Raw genomic sequence first — 19,739 nt, forward strand, 5'->3', positions numbered from 1 at the left:
GCTTGGGTGTTATCCCGCCCACCTCGTTATGAGTACGCGGGAATCCAGGATTATAATTGTTTTTCATCACATCGATTTTATACGTGAGATCAAATCGAAACTTATGTGTAAATTTTCACAGCTACCAAAAAGGCATTACCTTATTTTAACAAAACTCGATTTTTCTTTTGCCTGTTTCGCGGTTTACTAGATTAAATGCTCTTCATAGAGTAGTTAGAGCGCCTTGTACATATGCGTTTAGACAAGTCTTAAACATTTTGGTGAATAATCTAGGCTCTAGCTGGATAAATTGAGTAAAGCACCTAACTTCGGTTTACCCTTAGTTAAGTATTTGGAATTCATATCGGGCAGTCACTATTAGTGATGCTTTTAAGTTTTTGATTTTACATATCAGGAGCTACTTTAATGATCATTACTTTCATAAAAAAAATACTTGAGCAGACAATTAACATTCAGCACTGGAAATTAATACTGGGCAGCGTTTTCTTTATAGCCCTAAGTTCATTTATCGTTTATTTAATAGAACCAAAAGAATTCAGAAACCTTTTTAATGCTTTTTGGTATGTGATGACAACCGTTTCACAAGTTGGTTTCGGCGATTATATACCTACAACAGTCATGGGTAGACTTTACACCGTCTTATTGTACCTTGTCGGTGTTGGATTCTTTGCTATTATTGTTGCTAAGTGGGTAGATTTACTTAATAAGTATGAAGAATTAAAGGAGGCGGAAATACTGGTCTATACAAAAGAGAATCATATCGTTATGATTAATTGGTCTCAAAAAACTAACATAACCATCGATGAAATTTTAGGTCTTAATCAAAATATCGATATTGTTTTAATCGACCAAATGAATAACTCTCCTATAAAACATGATAATATCCACTATATTCAGGGAAATGCCACAAAAACAGATATCCTTCAAAAAGCGAATATTTTACATGCAAAATCCATTTGTATTTTTTCACCTGATGATGTAGTCGATAAAATGGCAGGCGATGGAAAGACCATTTTAATTGCTTCGACGATTAAGCATACGGCAAAACAGCAAAATAGAAATCTTTATATCGTTGCTGAGCTTTTAGAAGAAGACCACATAACTAATTCGAATCAAGATTGTATAGATAAATTTATTATATCAAATAAGCCGTTTTCCCATTTAATGGCTACAACAGCTCTATATAACGACATGGCTGATTAATTATCTATGTATTCCGCGCCTACTTCAGAATAATAATTATTAACAGGAATTTAGCATGGCATGTACGTTCTTATAGACACCGTAATGAACACAGTAACTGTCTTAGCGCATGTGGCTGTACCCCTATTAGCGTTGTTCCGCTCATACGTGAGTTGGACACGGGTCACCATCTTTGCCTAGAGCATTCAAAAGCATTTAAGGCACATTATAACCAATAATTTGGTCCATAATATAAGGAAACTAAAAAGAAAGAGGAGCATTACGCTGTATGAAAAATTCGGAAAACCCAATAACAAGTATATTAGGTGTGGATGTAAGAACCAAACACAAAATTGACTTGGAAATATCTGACGAGTGTTCTTTCAACCCGATCATTCATAAGCAAATCCATGGGGATGAAGTATACGTTCCCTTGAATCTAAGCAGTATCTGGTCCACAATCAATAGAAAATAAGCAGTCTGGCAATGCAAAAGGCTTCTTTAAGGAACCGGGGACGAAATTCAAGCCAATCGCTTTACGCCTACACAGGGCTTCATTACAGTTTGCATTTGGAAACCCCAAATGATATCCTTACGCTATAATGACACTGGAGGATGATGTAAACAGCGTCATTGATTGTAAAACCTTTCGCTTCGTCGAGAGGTTTTTTATCTTTTGGCAGGATTCTTATTGTTCTTTCCGTCGCTGTAATTTGCAAGAAAACCCCTCTCACATAAGGTGAAAGGGGTTTTCGTCTGCTGGATCATAAAAGTAACCTAAAGTCAGTGAAAAGTGCGGCTCATCAACATTCCTCTAATAGCCTCCACCGTACCCCTACCAAAGGTAATAAGGATAAGGCCAAAAATATCTGAAATAATAATAAGGCCAGCGTCGGCGGCGGTACCGGCGATATCTTCTTCTGCGAGGACGCCCGTACTCATCGTAGTCATCATCATATCCATATTGTTGTCTGTTCCCTTCTTCCATAACCTCTTCAGGAACTAACATAGTAACGCCCTCTTCATCCATACCGTCGATAATGCCATCAAATTGTAACCCTTCGCTGGTTTGTGCTATAACATGGTAATTCATATACCTTTGACATTGTTGCTTTACATCCTCACCCATGGGCTGGTATTCCCCTTGAACCTGGTGAGGATTCATGGGTATGTTGCTCTTGTTGTTCATTTGAAACCTCCCTTTTTCCTTCCTTATTAGGGTACTCACCTAGTTTGGACCACGTTACCGCGTATTCTTTTGTTCTGACTTTCTTTTGCTCTTTTGATTTTCATGGATCTGGTTCCAACATCAATGAGGCCATTCAGTTTCGAGTTAAGGCTGATTAACCAGAAGATGAGCACAATTTGTATTAACCGGGGTTGCTGTCCAAACATTACTTTAGTCTTTACATATTCTGAATTAAGCCATAACGAAAGGAGGAACGAAAATGAGCTATTATAAACATGAAAAAGAAAAAAAGTTTCGCCTGGATAACGAGAATTCGGTTGACGTTGATAACGATGTGCGTAACAAAATAAAGGATAAAAACTATAATTTCAATTACGCCAACGTTGAAGACAGCGGAAACTCGTATGTCGACGTTTACGTTGATGCGGAAGCTTTTGCCCGGGCTCGTGCAAAAGCACAACAAGATGAGGATGATAAGAGGAAGAAATACTAAATTAAAGTAGTGAGTGCTGGATTCAGCACTCACTATTCTTTTAGCTCATTTGGCATGTGCCTAATCCTTGTTCTATTTTGCTTTGTGTCACGTATACTAAAATTGTACTCCTGACTTTTAGGGACTCCGAGAAAACTCGAAGTCCCCTTTTTGGTTTGCAGGGGTGTATCATTAGGAGATTTCAAAAAATGTTTATGAGCGAGTTGGCGTGGGGTGAAGGTATAAAATAAAATAAGCGCCTTCGCATAGACGCTTATTTCTAAAACTGAATTTCACTATAATTCTTCACCCATTTGTTCCTGATAATCTGGCGTTTTTGATAACAAAGTTTCTCCCTCGTACTGCTTAAGCCTCTCTATATTATCGCCAATAACTTCATAATACTCCTCTCTAACCTTACTCCCATCCTCTTCATCAATAAATGCAATGCGGATATAACGACCATCATCCCAGACGGTAACATCTGCGCTTTCCCTAGGATCTCCCTCAATACTTCTGTATACGACACTTACTACTTCGATGTCTCCCTAGACTACTTAGTAGGCCGTTCTAATGATCCAAAGCGTTACTAATATTGAACCATTAATAACCGAAATTTTAGGTACACCTACACTATCATGATCCATTATGTCGCAAAAAACTTTTTAAAAAAACTTATACCTTTTTCAACGCCAAGAACTTTACTTCCTTGAGCTTTTTAAACGTTATTTTTCAATCCATCCCCCCCCCCGTTTTTTTGAAACGTTTTGTATCAACTCGTTTTCCATTTTAAGCGACATATTGTATCTAGTCAACCCCTTTTAGAGACTTTTTGTATCATTTATTTTATTGATACATTTTGTATTGTATTATTATTTTAATGCTACAGAATGGTGGTTAGTTAGATGAAATTCGGAGATAGAATCGCTCAACTACGGAATAAACAAAATTTAACACAAGCGGGCCTAGCCGACAAAATCGGTATATCTAGAGCTTCTTTGTCGCATTACGAAAAAAGCAGACGAGAACCTGATTATGCTACACTCAAGAAGCTGGCTGACTTTTTTGATGTATCAACTGATTACATTCTTGGAAGAGATCAACAAGATGATAAAGACACTATCGCTGCTCACCATGATAGTGATAATTGGACAAAAGAGGAGCTAGATGAAATCGAGAGGTTCAAGGAGTTTGTTCGTATAAAGCGCGCGGAAAAAAATAAGGAGTGATATTTTGCATTACGAAAAACTTTTAAAGGAGACTGCACAACATGAAATAGATACTTATGAAAAACACACCGAAAATAAAAGGACTTTATTCCGGTAAATTTATATTCATCAACCAAATAACCCCAACTGATGTTGAAAAAACTTGCATTCTAGCTGAAGAGTTGGGACACTATTACACTACCAGCGGAAATATTTTAGATCAGCATAGTATCACAAACCGCAAACAAGAAAAGCGTACACACACCTGGGCTTACGAAAGACTTATTCCTTTCTCAAAAATTATACAAGTCCACCATTAAGACATTTCAAACCACTTATAGAAAAAGGGGTTCTAAGTGGGAATATCGAATTAGTTATGTTGATCGCCGAAATGGAAAGACAAAAGAGACTTCTAAAGGTGGGTTTAAGACTAAAAAGGAAGCACAAATCGCAGCAGCCGAAGCAGAGTCGAAAATTAATTATTTTGGATTCAGCGAAGATGGGAACGAAAAAATTGACCATTATTTCAAAGAATGGCTTAAGACTTACAAAAAACCAAATGTTAAACCAATTACCTATTCAGTTCAAGAAAGAAATGTTCGTCTAAACATTCTACCGCGTTGGCAAAATTATCGTCTCAAAGACATTTCACGTACAGAGTATCAGAAATGGATTAATGAGCTACGAGTTAGCTATAGCGAAGGTACAGTCAGGCGAATACACAGCATTATGAACACTGCTCTTACAGACGCTGTTTATGAATTTAACATCATGAAAGAAAATCCTATTCAAAGAATTAAAATCCAGAAAAACGTGGAGAAATCGACCAAAGTTCATTATTTCACTAAAGACCAGTTAAATACCTTTTTAAATGCAGTGAAGACTCCAGTAAAGAAAACCAAATATCAACGGTCAATACAATATTACGTACTGTTCACTTTAATGGCTAGGACGGGAATACGAATAGGCGAAGCTCTCGCATTGACTTGGGATGATTTTGACGAAATCAATAAAAAGCTTACAGTAAATAAAACATTGGTTTATCCAACTAACTCAAGCCCTTACATTTCGTCTCCAAAATCACGAAAAAGTGACCGTATCATTAAACTGGACAACCCTACGATAAAGATGCTTAAGCAACAAAAAACAAACCGGGCACAAGTCGTTTTGCAGTATAAGAATTACAAACAGCCAAAAGAGAACATCATATTTTATCAACATGACGGCAGGTGGCTGCGAACGAATGTCGTACGAGAATATATTAAAGAGGTATGTAAACGCACCAACCTTCCAGTATTATCTCCACACGTGTTACGGCATACTCATGCAGTTCATCTCTTAGAAGCTGGCGTAGAAATAAAATTACGTGTCCGAAAGACTCGGACACGCAAGTATAAGGGTAACAGTGGATACCTATTTGCATATTACGAAAAAAAATCGAAGATGACGCGTTATCCCGTTACGAAAAATATGTCCAGAATTAGAAACCGGGCAAAAAACGGGCAAGCGTCATCTCCAATGCTTTAACCCCCTATAGAACAAGGGTTATCCGATACTACCTTCCATTTCGAACTTGATTAAACGGTTCATCTCAACCGCATACTCCATCGGCAATTCTTTTGTGAATGGCTCAATGAAGCCCATGACGATCATTTCTGTTGCTTCTTCTTCAGAAATTCCACGGCTCATCAAGTAGAACAGTTGCTCCTCAGAAACTTTCGATACCGTTGCTTCGTGCTCAAGCGTGATGTTGTTGTTCAAAATTTCGTTGTACGGGATCGTATCCGAGGTAGACTCGTTATCCATGATCAACGTATCACACTCGATTTTTGATTTCGAACCGTCTGATTTGCGCCCGAAGTGACAAATGCCGCGGTATGAAACTTTCCCGCCCTGTTTCGAAATCGACTTCGATACAATTGTGGATGAGCAGTTTGGCGCAAGATGCGTCACTTTCGCACCCGCGTCCTGATGCTGTCCTTTACCCGCAATCGCGATGGAAAGAACGGTACCTCTTGCTCCTTCACCCTTCATGATGACAGCTGGGTATTTCATGGTAAGCTTGGAACCGATGTTGCCATCGACCCATTCCATCGTTGCTCCCTTATCAGCAGTTGCACGCTTTGTGACAAGGTTAAAGACATTCGGTGCCCAGTTTTGGATCGTTGTGTAACGGCAGTATGCGTTATCCTTAACGATGATTTCAACGACGGCACTGTGCAAGGAGTTGGTTGTATAAACAGGAGCCGTACACCCTTCCACATAGTGAACCGAGCTATCTTCATCGGCAATGATAAGCGTTCGCTCAAATTGACCCATGTTCTCAGAGTTAATGCGGAAGTATGCCTGAAGCGGTGTGTCCACTTTTACCCCTTTTGGTACATAGATGAACGACCCGCCTGACCAAACCGCTGAGTTAAGCGCAGAGAATTTGTTATCTGCTGCAGGAATAACGCTCGCGAAATGCTCACGGAAGACTTCTTCATTTTCTTTAAGCGCCGTGTCTGTGTCTTTAAAGACAACGCCTAAATCCTCAAGGTCTTCTTGCATATTGTGGTACACAACCTCGGATTCATACTGTGCAGAAACACCGGCAAGGTATTTTTGCTCAGCTTCAGGAATCCCGAGTTTATCAAATGTGTTCTTAATTTCTTCTGGAACTTCATCCCAAGAACGCTCTGTTTGTTCTGAAGCCTTTACGTAGTACGTAATGTCGTCAAAATCTAATTCTGCAAGGTCGCCACCCCACTGAGGCATTGGCATTTTATAAAATTGCTCGAGTGATTTCAAGCGAAAATCAAGCATCCATTGTGGTTCATCTTTCATACGTGAAATCTCTTCCACGATTTCTTTGGTTAGTCCACGACCTGAACGGAAGATGGACACGTCGCGGTCTGAAAACCCGTATTGATATTCACCGATTTCTGGCATATTTTTCGCCATCGGAATCCCTCCTTAGATTACTTACAGTCCCTAAGTGTTACGAACGAGTTTCGTTGATCCCTTTTTCCATCGCCTTCCACGCTAGTGTAGCACACTTTATCCTCGCAGGAAACTTTGTGACACCAGACAGGGCTTCAATGTCGCCTAGGTCAAACTTATTTTCGTCGTACTCTTTGCCTTGCATCATATTGGAGAACAGTTCTGAAAGCGCGAGTGCTTCTTCTTCAGGTAGCCCTTTAATAGCTTGCGTCATCATCGATGCGGAGGCAAGGCTGATCGAACACCCTTCCCCCGTAAACACCGCGTCTGCCACTTTGCCATTTTCCACTTTCATCTGAACTTGAATACGATCGCCGCAAGTAGGGTTGTTCAAGTTGACTGTTCGTGTATCTCCGTCAAGCTCTCCTCGGTTCCGAGGGTTTTTGTAGTGATCCATAATCACTTGTCTATAAAGGGTGTCGAGATCACGAGAAGACATCGCTAAAATACTCCTTTGCCTTGACTAATCCGTTGGTTAGAGCATCGATATCCTCTTTCGTATTGTAGACGTAAAAGCTAGCCCGTGCCGTGGCAGTTACCTCTAGCCATTTCATGAGCGGTTGAGCACAATGATGGCCTGCGCGAACGGCAATTCCTTCAGCGTCAAGCACGGTAGCCACATCATGGGGATGCACATCGCCTAGCTGAAAAGTAATCAACCCTGCTCTCTCTCTTGGACCAAAGATCGTGAAATCCTTTAGTTCTCCAAGGCGCTCAAACGAATAGTCAACAAGTTCTTTTTCATGCTTTTCGATCTCATCGAATCCCAGGTCTGTTACAAAATCAATAGCAGCACCTAGCCCGATGGCTCCGGCAATAATCGGCGTCCCGCCTTCAAACTTCCAAGGGAGCTCTTTCCATGTTGAGTCATAAAGCCCAACAAAATCAATCATCTCACCGCCAAATTCCACAGGCTCCATCGCTTCAAGCAGATGCTTCTTGCCATACAGGGCCCCAACGCCGGTCGGGCCGCCCATTTTATGGCCAGAGAAGGCGTAAAAGTCACAATCAAGCGCTTCTACATCGACGTGCATGTGCGGAGCACTTTGGGCCCCGTCAACAACGACAACCGCCCCGTGCCGATGGGCAATTTCAGCCATTTCCTTAATTGGATTAATCGTTCCAAGAACGTTTGAGACATGTGTCACAGCAACTACTTTCGTCTTGTCTGTGATCGCTTCTCTCACGTCTTCAAGCGCAATCGTTCCATTGGGCTGAAGTGGAATATACTTGAGCGTGGCGCCTTTTCGCTTGGCAAGCTGCTGCCACGGAATAATATTGGAGTGATGCTCCATTGGTGTGATGACAATTTCGTCCCCTTCACCAACATTGTCATTTCCGTAACTAGAAGCGACAAGGTTAAGAGAAGTCGTTGTCCCCCGTGTAAAGATGATCTCACTAGAGTCCCTTGCATGCAAGAAAGAGCGAACCTTTTCACGTGCGCCTTCGTACTCATCTGTCGCGATCGTTCCAAGCGTGTGTACCCCGCGGTGAACGTTGGAATTGTAGCGGCGATAGTAGTCATCAAGCTTTTCAATCACGGAAATCGGTTTTTGCGACGTTGCTGAGCTATCGAGATAGACAAGAGGGTTTCCATTCACGTTCTGGTCAAGAATCGGAAACAGCTTCTTTATCTCAGTAGCATTCATCGCTTCACTTTCCTTTCTATCACTTCTCTCATTTGCTTACGAACAGATTCAACAGGAAGCTGTGAAACAACTGGCTCTAGAAATCCATGAATCACGAGACGTTCCGCTTCCTTCCGTGGAATTCCACGGCTCATAAGATAGAACATTTGCAGCGGATCAATACGGCCAACGGATGCTGCGTGCCCCGCCGTTACATCATCTTCATCAATAAGAAGAATCGGGTTCGCATCTCCGCGGGCACGTTCGCCAAGCATCAAAATGCGTTCCGTTTGCTCACCATTAGATTTTGTAGCTCCGTGCTCAATTTTTGAAATCCCGTTGAAGATCCCAAGCGCACGATCGGTCATAACCCCATGCTTCAAAATTTGTCCATCCGAGTGCTTGCCATAGTGCTGGATCAGCGTGGTGAAATTTTGACGCTGCTGACCAGTGCCAACGGAGACGGTTTTCGTATCAGCAAAAGATCCGTCACCAACGAGATACGTAATGTTTTCAGAAACCGTATCGCCGTCATTCATTTGTCCAAGCGCCCAGTCAAGACGACCGTCGCGCCCCACATGGCCGCGGCGTACGACGTAGGTTGTAGTCTGCTCCGCTAATGTATCCACACTTCCAAATAATACACGTGCGCCTGCCCCCACATAGACTTCCGCCACAAGATTTGCGACACTTGCCCCTTTGCCATACGCTGTATAGTTTTCCACGTATGTTACAGAGCTATTATCTTCTGCGACAAGAAGGACGTGGTTAAACAAGCCACCGTTTTCTTTGGATACGGCGAAAATGGACTGCAACGGAACCTCGACATGAACGCCTTCTGGGACGTAGACAAATGTCCCCCCGTTCATGTAGGCGGCGTGCATTGCCATGAGCTTATTCTCATCTGCTTTAGCGGCTTCTGTGAACAAATAGTTTTTCACAAGGTCACCGTGCTCAGCGAAAGCCGTTTTTAAGTCTGTAAAAATCACGCCTTTTTCCGCTAGCTCGCTTGCTGTCGCTTGGTACACCGTTTGAGCATTATCTTGCACAAGAAAGCTGTTTCCGCTAGCGTCTTTATCAATAAGCTCAAGAATTTCTCCCCGCAGGTCTTCCCTGCTTTTCACTTTGGAAACTTCTCCTAGATCAGGGTCAAAATTCATGAAGTTCCAGTTGCCAATTTTTGTTTTATCTGGCTTAGGAAGTTCTAAGCGCGAAGTGTTGTTCAGGGCATCAAGACGTAGGTCCAACAGCCACTTTGGTTCGTTATTAAACTCAGACTTGGCCTTGACATCGCCAGGTCCGATTAGCTCATTCGTCTCAACTGACATACATACCATCCTTTGCTGTGTTCTGCTCTTGCTTAACTGTACATCAACTTGTGGCTCGTTTACGCTTCTTAACCTTGGTCCACGAGCTCGTTTTCGATGCCAAGTTCTTCTTTGATCCAGTCATACCCTTCTGCTTCAAGGCGTTTCGCAAGTTCTGGCCCACCTGATTTTACAATGCGTCCTTGCATCATCACGTGGACGTGATCAGGGGTAATGTAGTCAAGAAGACGTTGGTAGTGAGTGATAATAAGGCAGCCAAAGTCCTCACTGCGCAATTGGTTCACACCTTCCGCAACCACTTTCAACGCGTCAATGTCAAGACCAGAGTCAATTTCATCTAGAATACCGATTCTCGGCTCAAGCATAAGAAGTTGAAGGATTTCATTACGCTTTTTCTCCCCGCCTGAGAACCCTTCATTCAAGTAACGTTGAGAGAAGGACTGATCCATATCAAGAACATCCATTTTCTCATCCATTTTGCGGATAAACTTCATTAGAGAAAGCTCATCGCCTTCTTCACGGTTGGCATTGATGGCCGAACGCATGAAGTCAGCGTTGGTGATCCCGCTAATTTCACTTGGGTACTGCATCGCAAGAAAGAGACCTGCTTGTGCACGCTCGTCCACTTCCATTTCAAGCACGTCTTCGCCATCCATTGTGACAGAACCACTGGTGATTTCGTATTTTGGGTGACCCATAATGGCCGAAGCAAGTGTGGATTTCCCTGTTCCGTTTGGTCCCATGATGGCATGAATCTCGCCACCATTAATTTCAAGGTTGAAGTCTTTCAATATTTCCTTATCGTCAATAGAGACGTGGACGTTTTCGATTTTGAGATTAGGTGCTGACATGTAAATTCCCTCCATATGATCTGTCCGCAAAGCGAACCTTGTATTCTTGAATCATTATCATTCTATTCTCATTCTAATTTTATAACAAATCCAGAGTCACTTCAAGGAACTCCCCCGACAAATTTAATTTCAAATAAATCAAATACAGAGCCGTGCGTATACCCCACGACTCTGCTCTTCCAAAACCGTATTTAAATTGTTCGGATTGATCCAACAAGCTGGTTGCAGTTCTCGTGTTCTTTCGTACGTTCCTTCTCAACCTCAAGTCGTTTTTCTAAGTTCCGGCCGTACTCTGCGTAGCTCACGCCGTGGCGCTGCTGCAACCCTTTTTCCATTTCACTTGTGTAGGAAAGTCGCATGTTGTGAATCGTTCCTCATCCTCTCTTTTTTATGACACTGGATTTTCTTCTTTTCACCAGTAACCATAGTATACCATTGTCAGACAATATCAGCAAAAGGTGTCGGGTCGGTAAAATGCTAAAAATCTGTTACCTATAAGGGTGAAACACCAATAGAAAAAGAAAGCGGACATTTTCATCCAGTTTCTCTATTTTCCTCAACTTTACGCTATTGAACAGGCCCACCCATCTCGCGAAACGCTTCTTGAACAAGTGTCGCTCCCTGGCTTAGTGCAGCTCCGGCGCCCACAGCAGTCGTGACGGAAATTGCCTCGAGCACTTCCTCCTCGCTACAGCCATTATCCATACAGCCCTTGGTATGATAAATGATGCAATACTCATCTTGAGCCTGGACGCTAATGCCAAGCGCGATCAGATGTTTATGTTTTTTCGAGATCGCTCCTTCCTGAAAACACTGTTCTGTGAAGTCATTGTATTTCTCGGCAAAGACCGGCAGTTTTTCTTCGAATGCCCCTACACCCTCTTTAAATATATGCATATTCTCCTCAATAGACGTTTGGTTCCTTTGTTTTTCCATACTGTCTCGTCTCCTTTATTTAAACATAGGTTTAGTATGAGACAGGCCGCGGTTTTCATTCATTGAAGCCTAAGAAAAGCGGAAGAGGGTCGAACAGAAGCGAGAAATCTCGACGCTTCTACCCGCCCGGAGCTAGACAATCCGAAAAGCGCAGGCGGGTCGAGCAGAAGCGCGAATTTTGGAAGGCCTGACAAAAGAAATCCGACTTTTGATTTCGTTGTCAGGACTGAAAAATCTCGACGCAGCTAGACAAAAACCTGCTTATCCATTGGATAAGCAGGTTAGCAATTCTTATTCAGTAACGGGGATGACGGCTCCGTCATACTCCTCTTCAATAAATGTTTGAATCTTTTCTGATTGAAGAACCTCTACGAGCGTTTGAATGGCTTCGTTGTTCTCATCACCGTTTCGGACGACAACTAAATTAACATACGGATTGTCGGCGTCGCCTTCTTCAATGGCAATGGAATCTTCAACTGGGTTTAAATCCGCTTCAAGGGCATAGTTAGAGTTAATCATGACAGCCTCAGCCTCATTGTTGTTATACATTTGGGGCAAGAGTTCAGCTTCGACATTGGCTGTGAACGTGAGGTTTTTCGGATTATCAACAATATCATCTTCTGTCGCGTCGACGCCTGCGTCTTCACTAAGCTCAATCAACCCAGCATCTTCTAAGATGGCAAAAGCACGCCCATGATCGGCCACAGAATTACTCATTAGAATCTCAGCTCCATCCGGAAGGTCTTCAGGACTGTCGTAATCTTGCGAGTAAAGCCCCATCGGCTCCAGATGAATAGCTCCTGCTTCAACAAAGTCATACTCCTCATTCTCTTCCATTTGGTCTTCCAAGTAAGGTCGATGTTGGAAGTAATTCGCGTCAACTTCCTCGCTCTCAAGGGCGATGTTTGGAAAGATGTAATCGTCAGCAATATCAAGGTCTAATTCAATGCCCTCTTCTTCTAAAAGCGGTTCGGCTTCCTCGAGAATTTCAGCATGAGGGATATTGGACGCAATGATGGAGAGCGTTGTGGTTTCTCCTTCGTCTCCTTCTTCTGCTGCTCCTCCGTTATCACCGTTATCTTCGCCACCGCCACATGCAGCAAGTGCCGTTGACACCACGGCTACACCAATTACTTGTAAAAACTTCTTCATCATGTAAAACTCCCTTCTTCTATCTATCTTTTATCTGTAATCCTTGTCAGCAGATCACCGATCCACTGAATGATAAACACAATAATAAGCACAACAATGGTCGCAACAAGCGTAACATCCGGGTTTGTCCGTTGAAAGCCTTGTTGCAATGCAAGTGTTCCTAAACCGCCTGCGCCAATCGCACCCGCCATTGCGGTGTACCCTACTAGAGTCACAGCGGTCACTGTAATTCCAGAAAGTAATGCTGGCATTGATTCTGGAATCAAAACTTTAACGATAATGCTTATATTAGAAGCGCCCATTGACTGCGCCGCCTCGATGACGCCCTTGTCGACTTCACGCAGGGCAATTTCCACGAGGCGTGCATAGAAAGGAGCCGACCCAATGATAAGAGCTGGCAACGCTGCCGATGGGCCGCGAATGGTACCAATCACTACGCTTGTTAGCGGGATAAGCAATATAATCAAAATAAGAAAAGGAATAGAGCGAAAGATGTTGACGTAGGCCCCTATGATTGTATATAGAACTTTGTTTTGCCACGCGTTTCCTTTTGCTGTCATAAATAAGAGCACACCAAGAATGAGTCCAAATACGAGAGAAGCAAGAGCAGCAACGCCCGTCATATAAATCGTTTCCCATGTAGCCGTCCACAATGCGTCAACGTCCACGTTCGGAAAAAGTTCCTCAATCACGCTCCATCACCTCAACTTCCACTTGCTGTTCGGCGATGTAGGAGAGCGCTCGCTCAACATCCTCGTCCTCTCCCGTTATACGCAAGAAGAGCTTCCCATAAGAGCCGTCCTGCAGCTTCGAGATATTTCCTTGTAAGATGGAAACATCGACTGGATAGGCGCGAATAAGTTCAGAGACAAGCTGCTCCTCCGCTGGCTTGCCTACAAACGTTAGTTGGGCGATTGTTCCCCTTGCCTCATCTTCAAACCAATGCCAGAGCGAGTCCTCGCCATCATCTGGCAGCGCCACCTGCTTGACAAATTCCCTTGTCATTTCTTGCTTCGGATGACGAAACACATCGAGAACGGCGCCTTGCTCCACAACGTGCCCATCATCCATTACAGCCACTTGATGACAAATTTTTTGGATGACATGCATTTCATGCGTGATCAAGACAATCGTCAAGCCCAGCTTTTGATTAATATCCAGCAGCAAATCAAGGATGGCATCCGTGGTTTTCGGGTCAAGGGCGGATGTGGCTTCGTCGCAAAGTAGGACTTTCGGATTATTAGCAAGCGCCCTCGCAATGCCAACACGCTGCTTTTGTCCACCACTCAGTTGAGAGGGGTAGCTCTTCTCCCGCCCGTTTAAGCCCACGAGTTCTATAAGCTCAGCCACACGCTTTTTTCTCTCGCCAGCCGCCATACCGGCTATTTCGAGAGGAAAGGCGATGTTGTCCTCAACGGTTCTTGACCAGAGAAGATGGAAATGCTGAAAGATCATCCCAATTTCCTGTCTTGCTTTGCGCAGTTCCTGATTGGAAAGCGTCGATAACGATTTTCCAGCGACGACCACGTCCCCTTTTGTCGGGCGCTCAAGCATGTTCAACATGCGAATCAACGTACTTTTCCCTGCGCCACTGTAGCCGATAACGCCAAAAATTTGCCCGTCTTCAATCGTTAAGTTGACGCGATCCACGGCGGTGACTTCCCCGCTCTTTGTCTGGAACACTTTTCGAATATCGCTTAATGTAATCATTCCACAACCCTACTTTCATGAAAAAACCTCTCCGCCAAAATGAGCAGAAAGGTTATGTATCGCCTTCTTCTCATCTACCAAAGCATGACACTTTGCAGGATTTAGCACCTTCAAGCCGTTCACTTGCGGTTGCCGGGTTTCATCGGGCCAGTCCCTCCACCTCTCTCGATAAGAGAATATATGGTTGATGTTGTGAACGTATCATAGCACGTACGAAAATCGAACGTCAATCATTAACTTTTACCAATGCTGCAAAGCCGAACCATGAAAATGCCCATCGCTATTAAAAGAGCGATGCGGCAAAGAAACGCTTGATCAATTTCCTCACTAGGCGGTTATTTCGTCACACGATACGAAATAATCGCCCAATCAAACGTGAGGACTTCCCCTAATCCCAGTATTGCCAGCTGTCTTCAATAAAAGAAGTAATCTGTTCAGGGCTTTCATGTTCGTATCGGTAGATGGCGTCTGCTTCAAAGGCAAACCCTTCCTTCATCGAGTGTTGCAACCCATGGTCTGTTTCAACAACTTCGCCGATTTTGGCCCCGTCCATAAATAACTTCAAGACACCTTCCTCGTACTTTGCAACAACCTTTTGTGTAACGTTCACCTTTTCCAAGAGTTTCTCCTCCTTTAAAAGGTCTACCCTTAGCGTTACCGCTCGTGTGTATCGTATTCGAGGAATAATTGGAAGCAAAGGGGACTGCTTCCTAAAAAATACCGAAAAGCGCAGGCGCTCTGCTCACGAGCGACAAGTTCTGGAACGACGGCAGAATCAAGCCCAGTCTTGGCTTGATCTGGCGGCGTGAAGACTCGAGCGAGTGGGCGCTAGACAAAGAGGCTCGCACGTCCTCCCTGCAGCCTCTTCTTTTTGCTATTCTCCGCTAATCATGTTTCCGTATTCTTCTGCAGACATCAGCTTGTCCACTTCCCCAGCATCTTTTGGCTCAACCACAACCATCCATGCCTTTTCATACGGGGACTCGTTAACGAATTCTGGGGAGTCTTCAAGCTCCTCGTTGACTTCAACGACTTTTCCATTAATCGGAGCATAAAGTTCAGAAACCGTTTTTACGGATTCTACACTTCCGAATGGCTCGTCTGCTTCAATTTCATCACCGACTTCTGGCAGTTCGACGAATACGATGTCCCCAAGTTCGGATTGTGCAAAATCTGTAATCCCGATGCGGACGTTCCCTTCTTCTGCTTTCACCCACTCATGTTCTTCCGAGTACTTGAATTCCTTTGGCACGTTGCTCATAGCGATCCCTCCAACAGTTAGTCACTTTCTGAGTCTAATCATACCTTAAAAAACGAGCAAGCAAAATACTTATTGCCACGTTTTTTCGAATTGGTCTTCCTTGAAACCAAGCGTCACTTGATTTCCGTCGGTGACAATCGGGCGCTTAATCAACATCCCGTCTGATGCAAGTAGCTGGTACTGCTCCTCTTCCGACATCTCTGCTAGCTTGTCTTTCAGCCCAAGCTCTCGGTATTTTTGTCCACTGGTGTTGAAAAAAGCTTTTAACGCCAAGCCGCTCTTCTCATGAAGCTGCTTGATTTCCTCTGCAGAAGGCGGGTGCTCAACGATATGTATGTCCGTATCGATCATGTTGCGGACGTCCAACCATTTTTTTGCTTTGCGGCAAGTTCCACATTTGGGATACTGATAAATGGTGAGTGCCATGTACGTTCCTCCTTACGTATTAAACTCACTTACTATTATTGCGCAACAAGGAGCAACATACAACAAACGTGCTTTAAATACCGAAAAGCGGAGGCGGGTCGAATAGAAGCGAGGGTTTTGGAAGGCCTGTACTAGAAATCCCGATCTTGGATTTCGGTACAGGAGTGAAAAATCCGAACTTCTACGCGCCGGAGCTAGACAATCCGAAAAGCGGAGGCGCGCCAATCACGAGCGACAAGTTCTGGCGGCGTGAAGAAACCTCGAGCGAGTGGGCACCAGCTAGACAATCCCGGAAGGAACGCGCTAAAAAACACAGAGAAGAAGCCTGCAAATACAGGCTTCTTCATGAGAGGAGAACGCTCCTTGCGAGAGGAGCTTATGATTATTTTTTTGGGTTTCCCCAAAAAAGGTTTACTGGTTACACAACGTAGCGCTGTTCTTTTAAGACGCCTTGAGCAATTTCACGCTTCCGGCCAACAACGTTACTAGGAGTGTGGCGCGTAAGTTTACGAAGCATGGAGAGCATGGTGCGCAAGGTGTCGCCTTCTTCCATGTAGGCTAGCGCTTCTTTGGCGTTGGTTTCAATACGGTTGATCGCTTCCTGGGCAAAGACTTCTGTCATCAACAACTTTTGGCTTTCTTGTTCTGCAGAGGATTTGCCGATCGCCTTTTCTGTACGAAGAATCACAGACTCCAGCGAGTAAATGTCGCTAACAATATCCGCCACTTTAGCGAGAACTTCCTGCTCCTGATCGAGCTTCTCCCCGTACTTTTGGGCGCCAGAACCAGCGATCATCAAGAAGACTTTCTTAGCCATCGATAGCAAATATTTCTCCTGCTCGAGCGGACTGTCTCCAATCTCTTGTGGCATTAGCATCATCAACTCTTCTTGCAGAGATTGCGCCTTTTGTAAAAACGGTAGCTCGCCTTTTAACGCTTTTCGCATCAATGTGCCCGGAACAAGCAAGCGGTTGATTTCATTCGTTCCTTCAAAAATTCGATTGATGCGAGAGTCGCGGTAAATCCGCTCCACTTCGTACTCAGCCATGAAGCCGTAGCCGCCGTGAATTTGCACCGCTTCATCAGCAACAAAGTCTAGCATTTCTGACCCAGCAAATTTATTTAAAGAACACTCAATGGCGTACTCAGCAATCGCTGCCGCCACAGCACGACCATTTTTTTGCTCCTCGTCACTGAGGCTGGCAAAGCGCTCCTCGAACAGCCCACCTGTACGCGTCACTGAGCTTTCGGTCGCATAGATTTCTGTCGCCATTGAAGCAAGCTTCTCCTGAATTAGCGGGAAGTTGCCAATGGCCGTTTTAAATTGCTTGCGCTCGTTCGCATACGTCGCCGCAAGCTCAAGCGCTCGCTTCGCACTTCCAATCGCGCCCACACCAAGCTTATAGCGCCCCACGTTCAAGATGTTAAAGGCAATGATGTGCCCGCGCCCAATTTCCCCAAGAACATTTTCCTTTGGCACATGAGCGTCCTCTAAAATGAGTGTACGCGTCGATGAGCCTTTAATGCCCATTTTCTTTTCTTCCGGCCCCGTACTTACGCCCTCATAATCTCTTTCGACGATAAAGGCGGTAAACTTTTCTCCATCAATTTTCGCATAAACAACGAACACATCCGCAAAGGCAGAGTTCGTGATCCACTGCTTTTCACCGTTCAGCACATAGTGCGTGCCTGCATTATTTAATACGGCCGTTGTCTTCGCTCCTTGTGCATCAGACCCCGAACTTGGCTCCGTTAACGCATAGGCAGCAATACGCGCACCGCTTGCCAAGTCAGGTAAATAGCTCTTTTTTTGCTCTTCGCTGCCAAAGAAGACGATCGGTAGCGTGCCAATCCCTACATGGGCGCCATAACTGAGACCAAACGCACCAGCGCGGTTAAATTTCTCTGCGATCAGGGAAGAGCTAATTTTATCGAGGCCTAACCCACCGTATTCCTCTGGTATGTCTGCGCCAAGAAGACCGAGTTCGCCCGCTTTTTTCAACAGTCGTACCGTATGGTCGAAATTATGACCCTCAATCTCATCCAAAACCGGGACAACATCCTTGACCGCAAACTCTTCTGTTGTGCGGGCAATCATCAGTTGCTCATCTGTGTAATCCTCCGGAGAGAAGACGCGCTCTGCCTCAATATCCTCAAGTAAAAAGCTACCGCCTTTAATTAACGTTTCCTTTGTGCTGCTCATCTGTTTATCCTCCCTTTGCTTAAAAATTAGAGTAATTCAAAGACACCGGCGGCCCCCATGCCGCCCCCAATGCACATTGTGACCACACCAAACTGCTTGCCTTCACGCTTCATTTCATGCATGAGTGTAAGCGTAAGTTTCGACCCTGTACAACCAAGGGGATGGCCTAGAGCAATCGCTCCTCCGTTCACATTGAGCTTGTCGTGTGAAATGCCTAGCTTGCGTGCGATCGCCAGAGACTGGGAAGCAAACGCTTCGTTCAACTCAAACAAATCAATGTCTTCGAGTTCCAGCCCTGCAAGACGAACCGCTTTCGGAATCGCTTCAATCGGTCCCACACCCATAATTTCTGGCGCCACGCCTGCCACAGCAAAGCTCCTGAACGTTGCCAATGGCACTAGCCCGCGCTCCTTGGCTTCTTCTTTTTCCATTAATAGAACCGCTGCCGCGCCGTCGCTCATTTGAGAGGCATTCCCAGCCGTAACCGTTCCCTTATGTTGAAACGCCGGTTTCAGCTTGGCTAGCGTTTCTGTGGTTGTTTCCGCACGAACACCTTCATCCATATGGATTAAGTGCTCCTGTTCGAACACCTTTCCATCTTCACCAAGAACGCGCTGCGTCACAGGGACAGGCACAATCTCATCCGAAAACTTTCCCGCTTCGATCGCAGCCGCTGCTCGCTTGTGGCTTTCCGCGGCAAACGCGTCCTGGTCTGCACGGGAAATGTCAAATTGGCGTGCCACTTCCTCCGCTGTAAAGCCCATCGACATGTAGTATTCAGGTGCTTGATCAATGAGCGCCGGATTCGGCTTGATGACGTGGCCTCCCATTGGAATTAAGCTCATCGATTCAGCGCCGCCCGCTATAATGGCCTTAGAATGACCCAGCATGATTCTTTCCGCTCCGTAGGCAATGGTTTGAAGACCTGAGGCACAGTAACGATTAATCGTCACTGCTGGCACGGACTCCGGGAGACCTGCAAGCGCGCTTAGGTTTCGCGCCATATTCATGCCTTGCTCCGCTTCAGGCATCGCACAGCCGATGATGACATCGTCAATCTCACTCGGTTCCACGCTTCCAGCACGCCTAAGCGTTTCCTTAACCGCAACGGCTCCTAAGTCGTCTGAGCGAACGTTTGCAAACGCGCCTCGTTTCGCTTTCCCGATCGGTGTACGTGCACCTGATACGATCACTGCTTCTTTCATAGCCCT

23 protein-coding genes, 1 pseudogene and 1 riboswitch are annotated in these 19,739 nt (G+C 44.7%); of the genes and pseudogenes, 6 read left to right on the forward strand and 18 right to left on the reverse strand.

Annotation, left to right across the window (positions count from 1 at the left end):
- Positions 1-405 precede the first annotated feature (405 nt).
- Positions 406-1,203, forward strand: coding sequence for a potassium channel family protein (locus AVZ68_RS17700; RefSeq protein WP_059105914.1), 798 nt, complete (start codon positions 406-408; stop codon positions 1,201-1,203).
- An 814-nt stretch (positions 1,204-2,017) separates the two neighbouring features.
- Here AVZ68_RS17700 and AVZ68_RS17710 read toward each other — a convergent pair.
- Entirely contained in the window at positions 2,018-2,371 is a 354-nt protein-coding gene (locus AVZ68_RS17710) for a hypothetical protein (protein WP_059105916.1), read from the reverse strand.
- 259 nt (positions 2,372-2,630) lie between these two features.
- Here AVZ68_RS17710 and AVZ68_RS17715 point away from each other — a divergent pair, with 259 nt between their 5' ends.
- Positions 2,631-2,864 carry a hypothetical protein gene (locus AVZ68_RS17715; protein WP_059105917.1) on the forward strand — a complete coding sequence of 78 codons (234 nt, stop codon included), beginning with the start codon at positions 2,631-2,633 and terminating at the stop codon, positions 2,862-2,864.
- Positions 2,865-3,139: 275 nt separating this feature from the next.
- Here the strand turns inward: AVZ68_RS17715 and AVZ68_RS21110 are convergent, their stop codons facing one another.
- The gene (locus AVZ68_RS21110; RefSeq protein WP_157404705.1) at positions 3,140-3,385 is read right to left on the reverse strand and encodes a cystatin-like fold lipoprotein; all 246 of its coding nucleotides are present in this window, start codon (positions 3,383-3,385) and stop codon (positions 3,140-3,142) included.
- 363 nt (positions 3,386-3,748) lie between these two features.
- On the opposite strand from AVZ68_RS21110, the gene AVZ68_RS17720 reads away from it, so the two are divergent.
- The 4 genes and pseudogenes from AVZ68_RS17720 to AVZ68_RS20795 all read left to right on the forward strand — a co-directional run bounded on the left by AVZ68_RS17720 (position 3,749) and on the right by AVZ68_RS20795 (position 5,578).
- Positions 3,749-4,072, forward strand: coding sequence for a helix-turn-helix domain-containing protein (locus tag AVZ68_RS17720; protein ID WP_059105918.1), 324 nt, complete (start codon positions 3,749-3,751; stop codon positions 4,070-4,072).
- Between the two features lie 56 nt (positions 4,073-4,128).
- Positions 4,129-4,371 carry an ImmA/IrrE family metallo-endopeptidase gene (locus tag AVZ68_RS21115; protein ID WP_059105919.1) on the forward strand — a complete coding sequence of 81 codons (243 nt, stop codon included), beginning with the start codon at positions 4,129-4,131 and terminating at the stop codon, positions 4,369-4,371.
- Between the two features lie 49 nt (positions 4,372-4,420).
- Positions 4,421-4,675, forward strand: a pseudogene (locus tag AVZ68_RS20790) (Arm DNA-binding domain-containing protein); the annotation flags it as partial.
- 105 nt (positions 4,676-4,780) lie between these two features.
- A complete protein-coding gene (locus AVZ68_RS20795; RefSeq protein ID WP_245628173.1) occupies positions 4,781-5,578 on the forward strand; it encodes a site-specific integrase in 798 nt (265 codons plus the stop codon).
- Between the two features lie 18 nt (positions 5,579-5,596).
- Here AVZ68_RS20795 and sufB read toward each other — a convergent pair whose 3' ends face one another.
- The 16 genes from sufB to AVZ68_RS17805 form a co-directional block, all read right to left on the reverse strand.
- The gene (sufB, locus tag AVZ68_RS17735) at positions 5,597-6,994 is read right to left on the reverse strand and encodes a Fe-S cluster assembly protein SufB (protein WP_059105920.1); all 1,398 of its coding nucleotides are present in this window, start codon (positions 6,992-6,994) and stop codon (positions 5,597-5,599) included.
- Positions 6,995-7,031: 37 nt separating this feature from the next.
- Positions 7,032-7,472 carry a Fe-S cluster assembly sulfur transfer protein SufU gene (sufU, locus tag AVZ68_RS17740; RefSeq protein WP_059105921.1) on the reverse strand — a complete coding sequence of 147 codons (441 nt, stop codon included), beginning with the start codon at positions 7,470-7,472 and terminating at the stop codon, positions 7,032-7,034.
- Positions 7,459-8,682 (reverse strand): cysteine desulfurase, encoded by a 1,224-nt coding sequence (locus tag AVZ68_RS17745; protein ID WP_059105922.1) that lies wholly within the window; start codon positions 8,680-8,682, stop codon positions 7,459-7,461. The genes sufU and AVZ68_RS17745 overlap by 14 nt, the downstream gene beginning before the upstream one ends.
- A complete protein-coding gene (gene sufD / locus AVZ68_RS17750) occupies positions 8,679-9,989 on the reverse strand; it encodes a Fe-S cluster assembly protein SufD (RefSeq protein WP_059105923.1) in 1,311 nt (436 codons plus the stop codon). Before sufD ends, AVZ68_RS17745 begins: the two co-directional genes overlap by 4 nt.
- A gap of 68 nt (positions 9,990-10,057) precedes the next feature.
- Positions 10,058-10,840, reverse strand: coding sequence for a Fe-S cluster assembly ATPase SufC (gene sufC / locus AVZ68_RS17755; RefSeq protein WP_059105924.1), 783 nt, complete (start codon positions 10,838-10,840; stop codon positions 10,058-10,060).
- A 191-nt stretch (positions 10,841-11,031) separates the two neighbouring features.
- On the reverse strand, positions 11,032-11,199 hold the full coding sequence (locus AVZ68_RS20520; protein WP_180316728.1) for a YuzK family famiily protein: 168 nt from the start codon (positions 11,197-11,199) through the stop codon (positions 11,032-11,034).
- 208 nt (positions 11,200-11,407) lie between these two features.
- The gene (locus tag AVZ68_RS17760; RefSeq protein ID WP_059105925.1) at positions 11,408-11,776 is read right to left on the reverse strand and encodes a carboxymuconolactone decarboxylase family protein; all 369 of its coding nucleotides are present in this window, start codon (positions 11,774-11,776) and stop codon (positions 11,408-11,410) included.
- Between the two features lie 291 nt (positions 11,777-12,067).
- Entirely contained in the window at positions 12,068-12,928 is an 861-nt protein-coding gene (locus AVZ68_RS17765; protein ID WP_059105946.1) for a MetQ/NlpA family ABC transporter substrate-binding protein, read from the reverse strand.
- Between the two features lie 23 nt (positions 12,929-12,951).
- Positions 12,952-13,620, reverse strand: coding sequence for a methionine ABC transporter permease (locus AVZ68_RS17770; RefSeq protein ID WP_059105926.1), 669 nt, complete (start codon positions 13,618-13,620; stop codon positions 12,952-12,954).
- Complete coding sequence (locus AVZ68_RS17775; RefSeq protein WP_059105927.1) at positions 13,613-14,638, reverse strand: methionine ABC transporter ATP-binding protein; 1,026 nt, start codon at positions 14,636-14,638, stop codon at positions 13,613-13,615. The genes AVZ68_RS17770 and AVZ68_RS17775 overlap by 8 nt, the downstream gene beginning before the upstream one ends.
- A gap of 67 nt (positions 14,639-14,705) precedes the next feature.
- Positions 14,706-14,813: riboswitch (SAM riboswitch) on the reverse strand.
- Positions 14,814-15,026: 213 nt separating this feature from the next.
- Positions 15,027-15,248: a DUF2553 family protein gene (locus tag AVZ68_RS17780; protein WP_245628175.1), complete on the reverse strand. Its 222-nt coding sequence runs from the start codon at positions 15,246-15,248 to the stop codon at positions 15,027-15,029.
- Between the two features lie 264 nt (positions 15,249-15,512).
- The gene (gcvH, locus tag AVZ68_RS17785) at positions 15,513-15,899 is read right to left on the reverse strand and encodes a glycine cleavage system protein GcvH (RefSeq protein ID WP_059105929.1); all 387 of its coding nucleotides are present in this window, start codon (positions 15,897-15,899) and stop codon (positions 15,513-15,515) included.
- 69 nt (positions 15,900-15,968) lie between these two features.
- Positions 15,969-16,325: an arsenate reductase family protein gene (locus AVZ68_RS17790; RefSeq protein WP_059105930.1), complete on the reverse strand. Its 357-nt coding sequence runs from the start codon at positions 16,323-16,325 to the stop codon at positions 15,969-15,971.
- Between the two features lie 194 nt (positions 16,326-16,519).
- Positions 16,520-16,672 carry a hypothetical protein gene (locus AVZ68_RS20370; RefSeq protein WP_157404703.1) on the reverse strand — a complete coding sequence of 51 codons (153 nt, stop codon included), beginning with the start codon at positions 16,670-16,672 and terminating at the stop codon, positions 16,520-16,522.
- 71 nt (positions 16,673-16,743) lie between these two features.
- A complete protein-coding gene (locus AVZ68_RS17800; protein WP_059105932.1) occupies positions 16,744-18,528 on the reverse strand; it encodes an acyl-CoA dehydrogenase FadE in 1,785 nt (594 codons plus the stop codon).
- 26 nt (positions 18,529-18,554) lie between these two features.
- Entirely contained in the window at positions 18,555-19,733 is a 1,179-nt protein-coding gene (locus AVZ68_RS17805; protein WP_059105933.1) for an acetyl-CoA C-acetyltransferase, read from the reverse strand.
- Positions 19,734-19,739: the final 6 nt, after the last annotated feature.

Origin of the sequence: Shouchella shacheensis (assembly GCF_001484965.1) — a bacterium.
GTDB lineage: Bacteria > Bacillota > Bacilli > Bacillales > Bacillaceae_D > Shouchella > Shouchella shacheensis.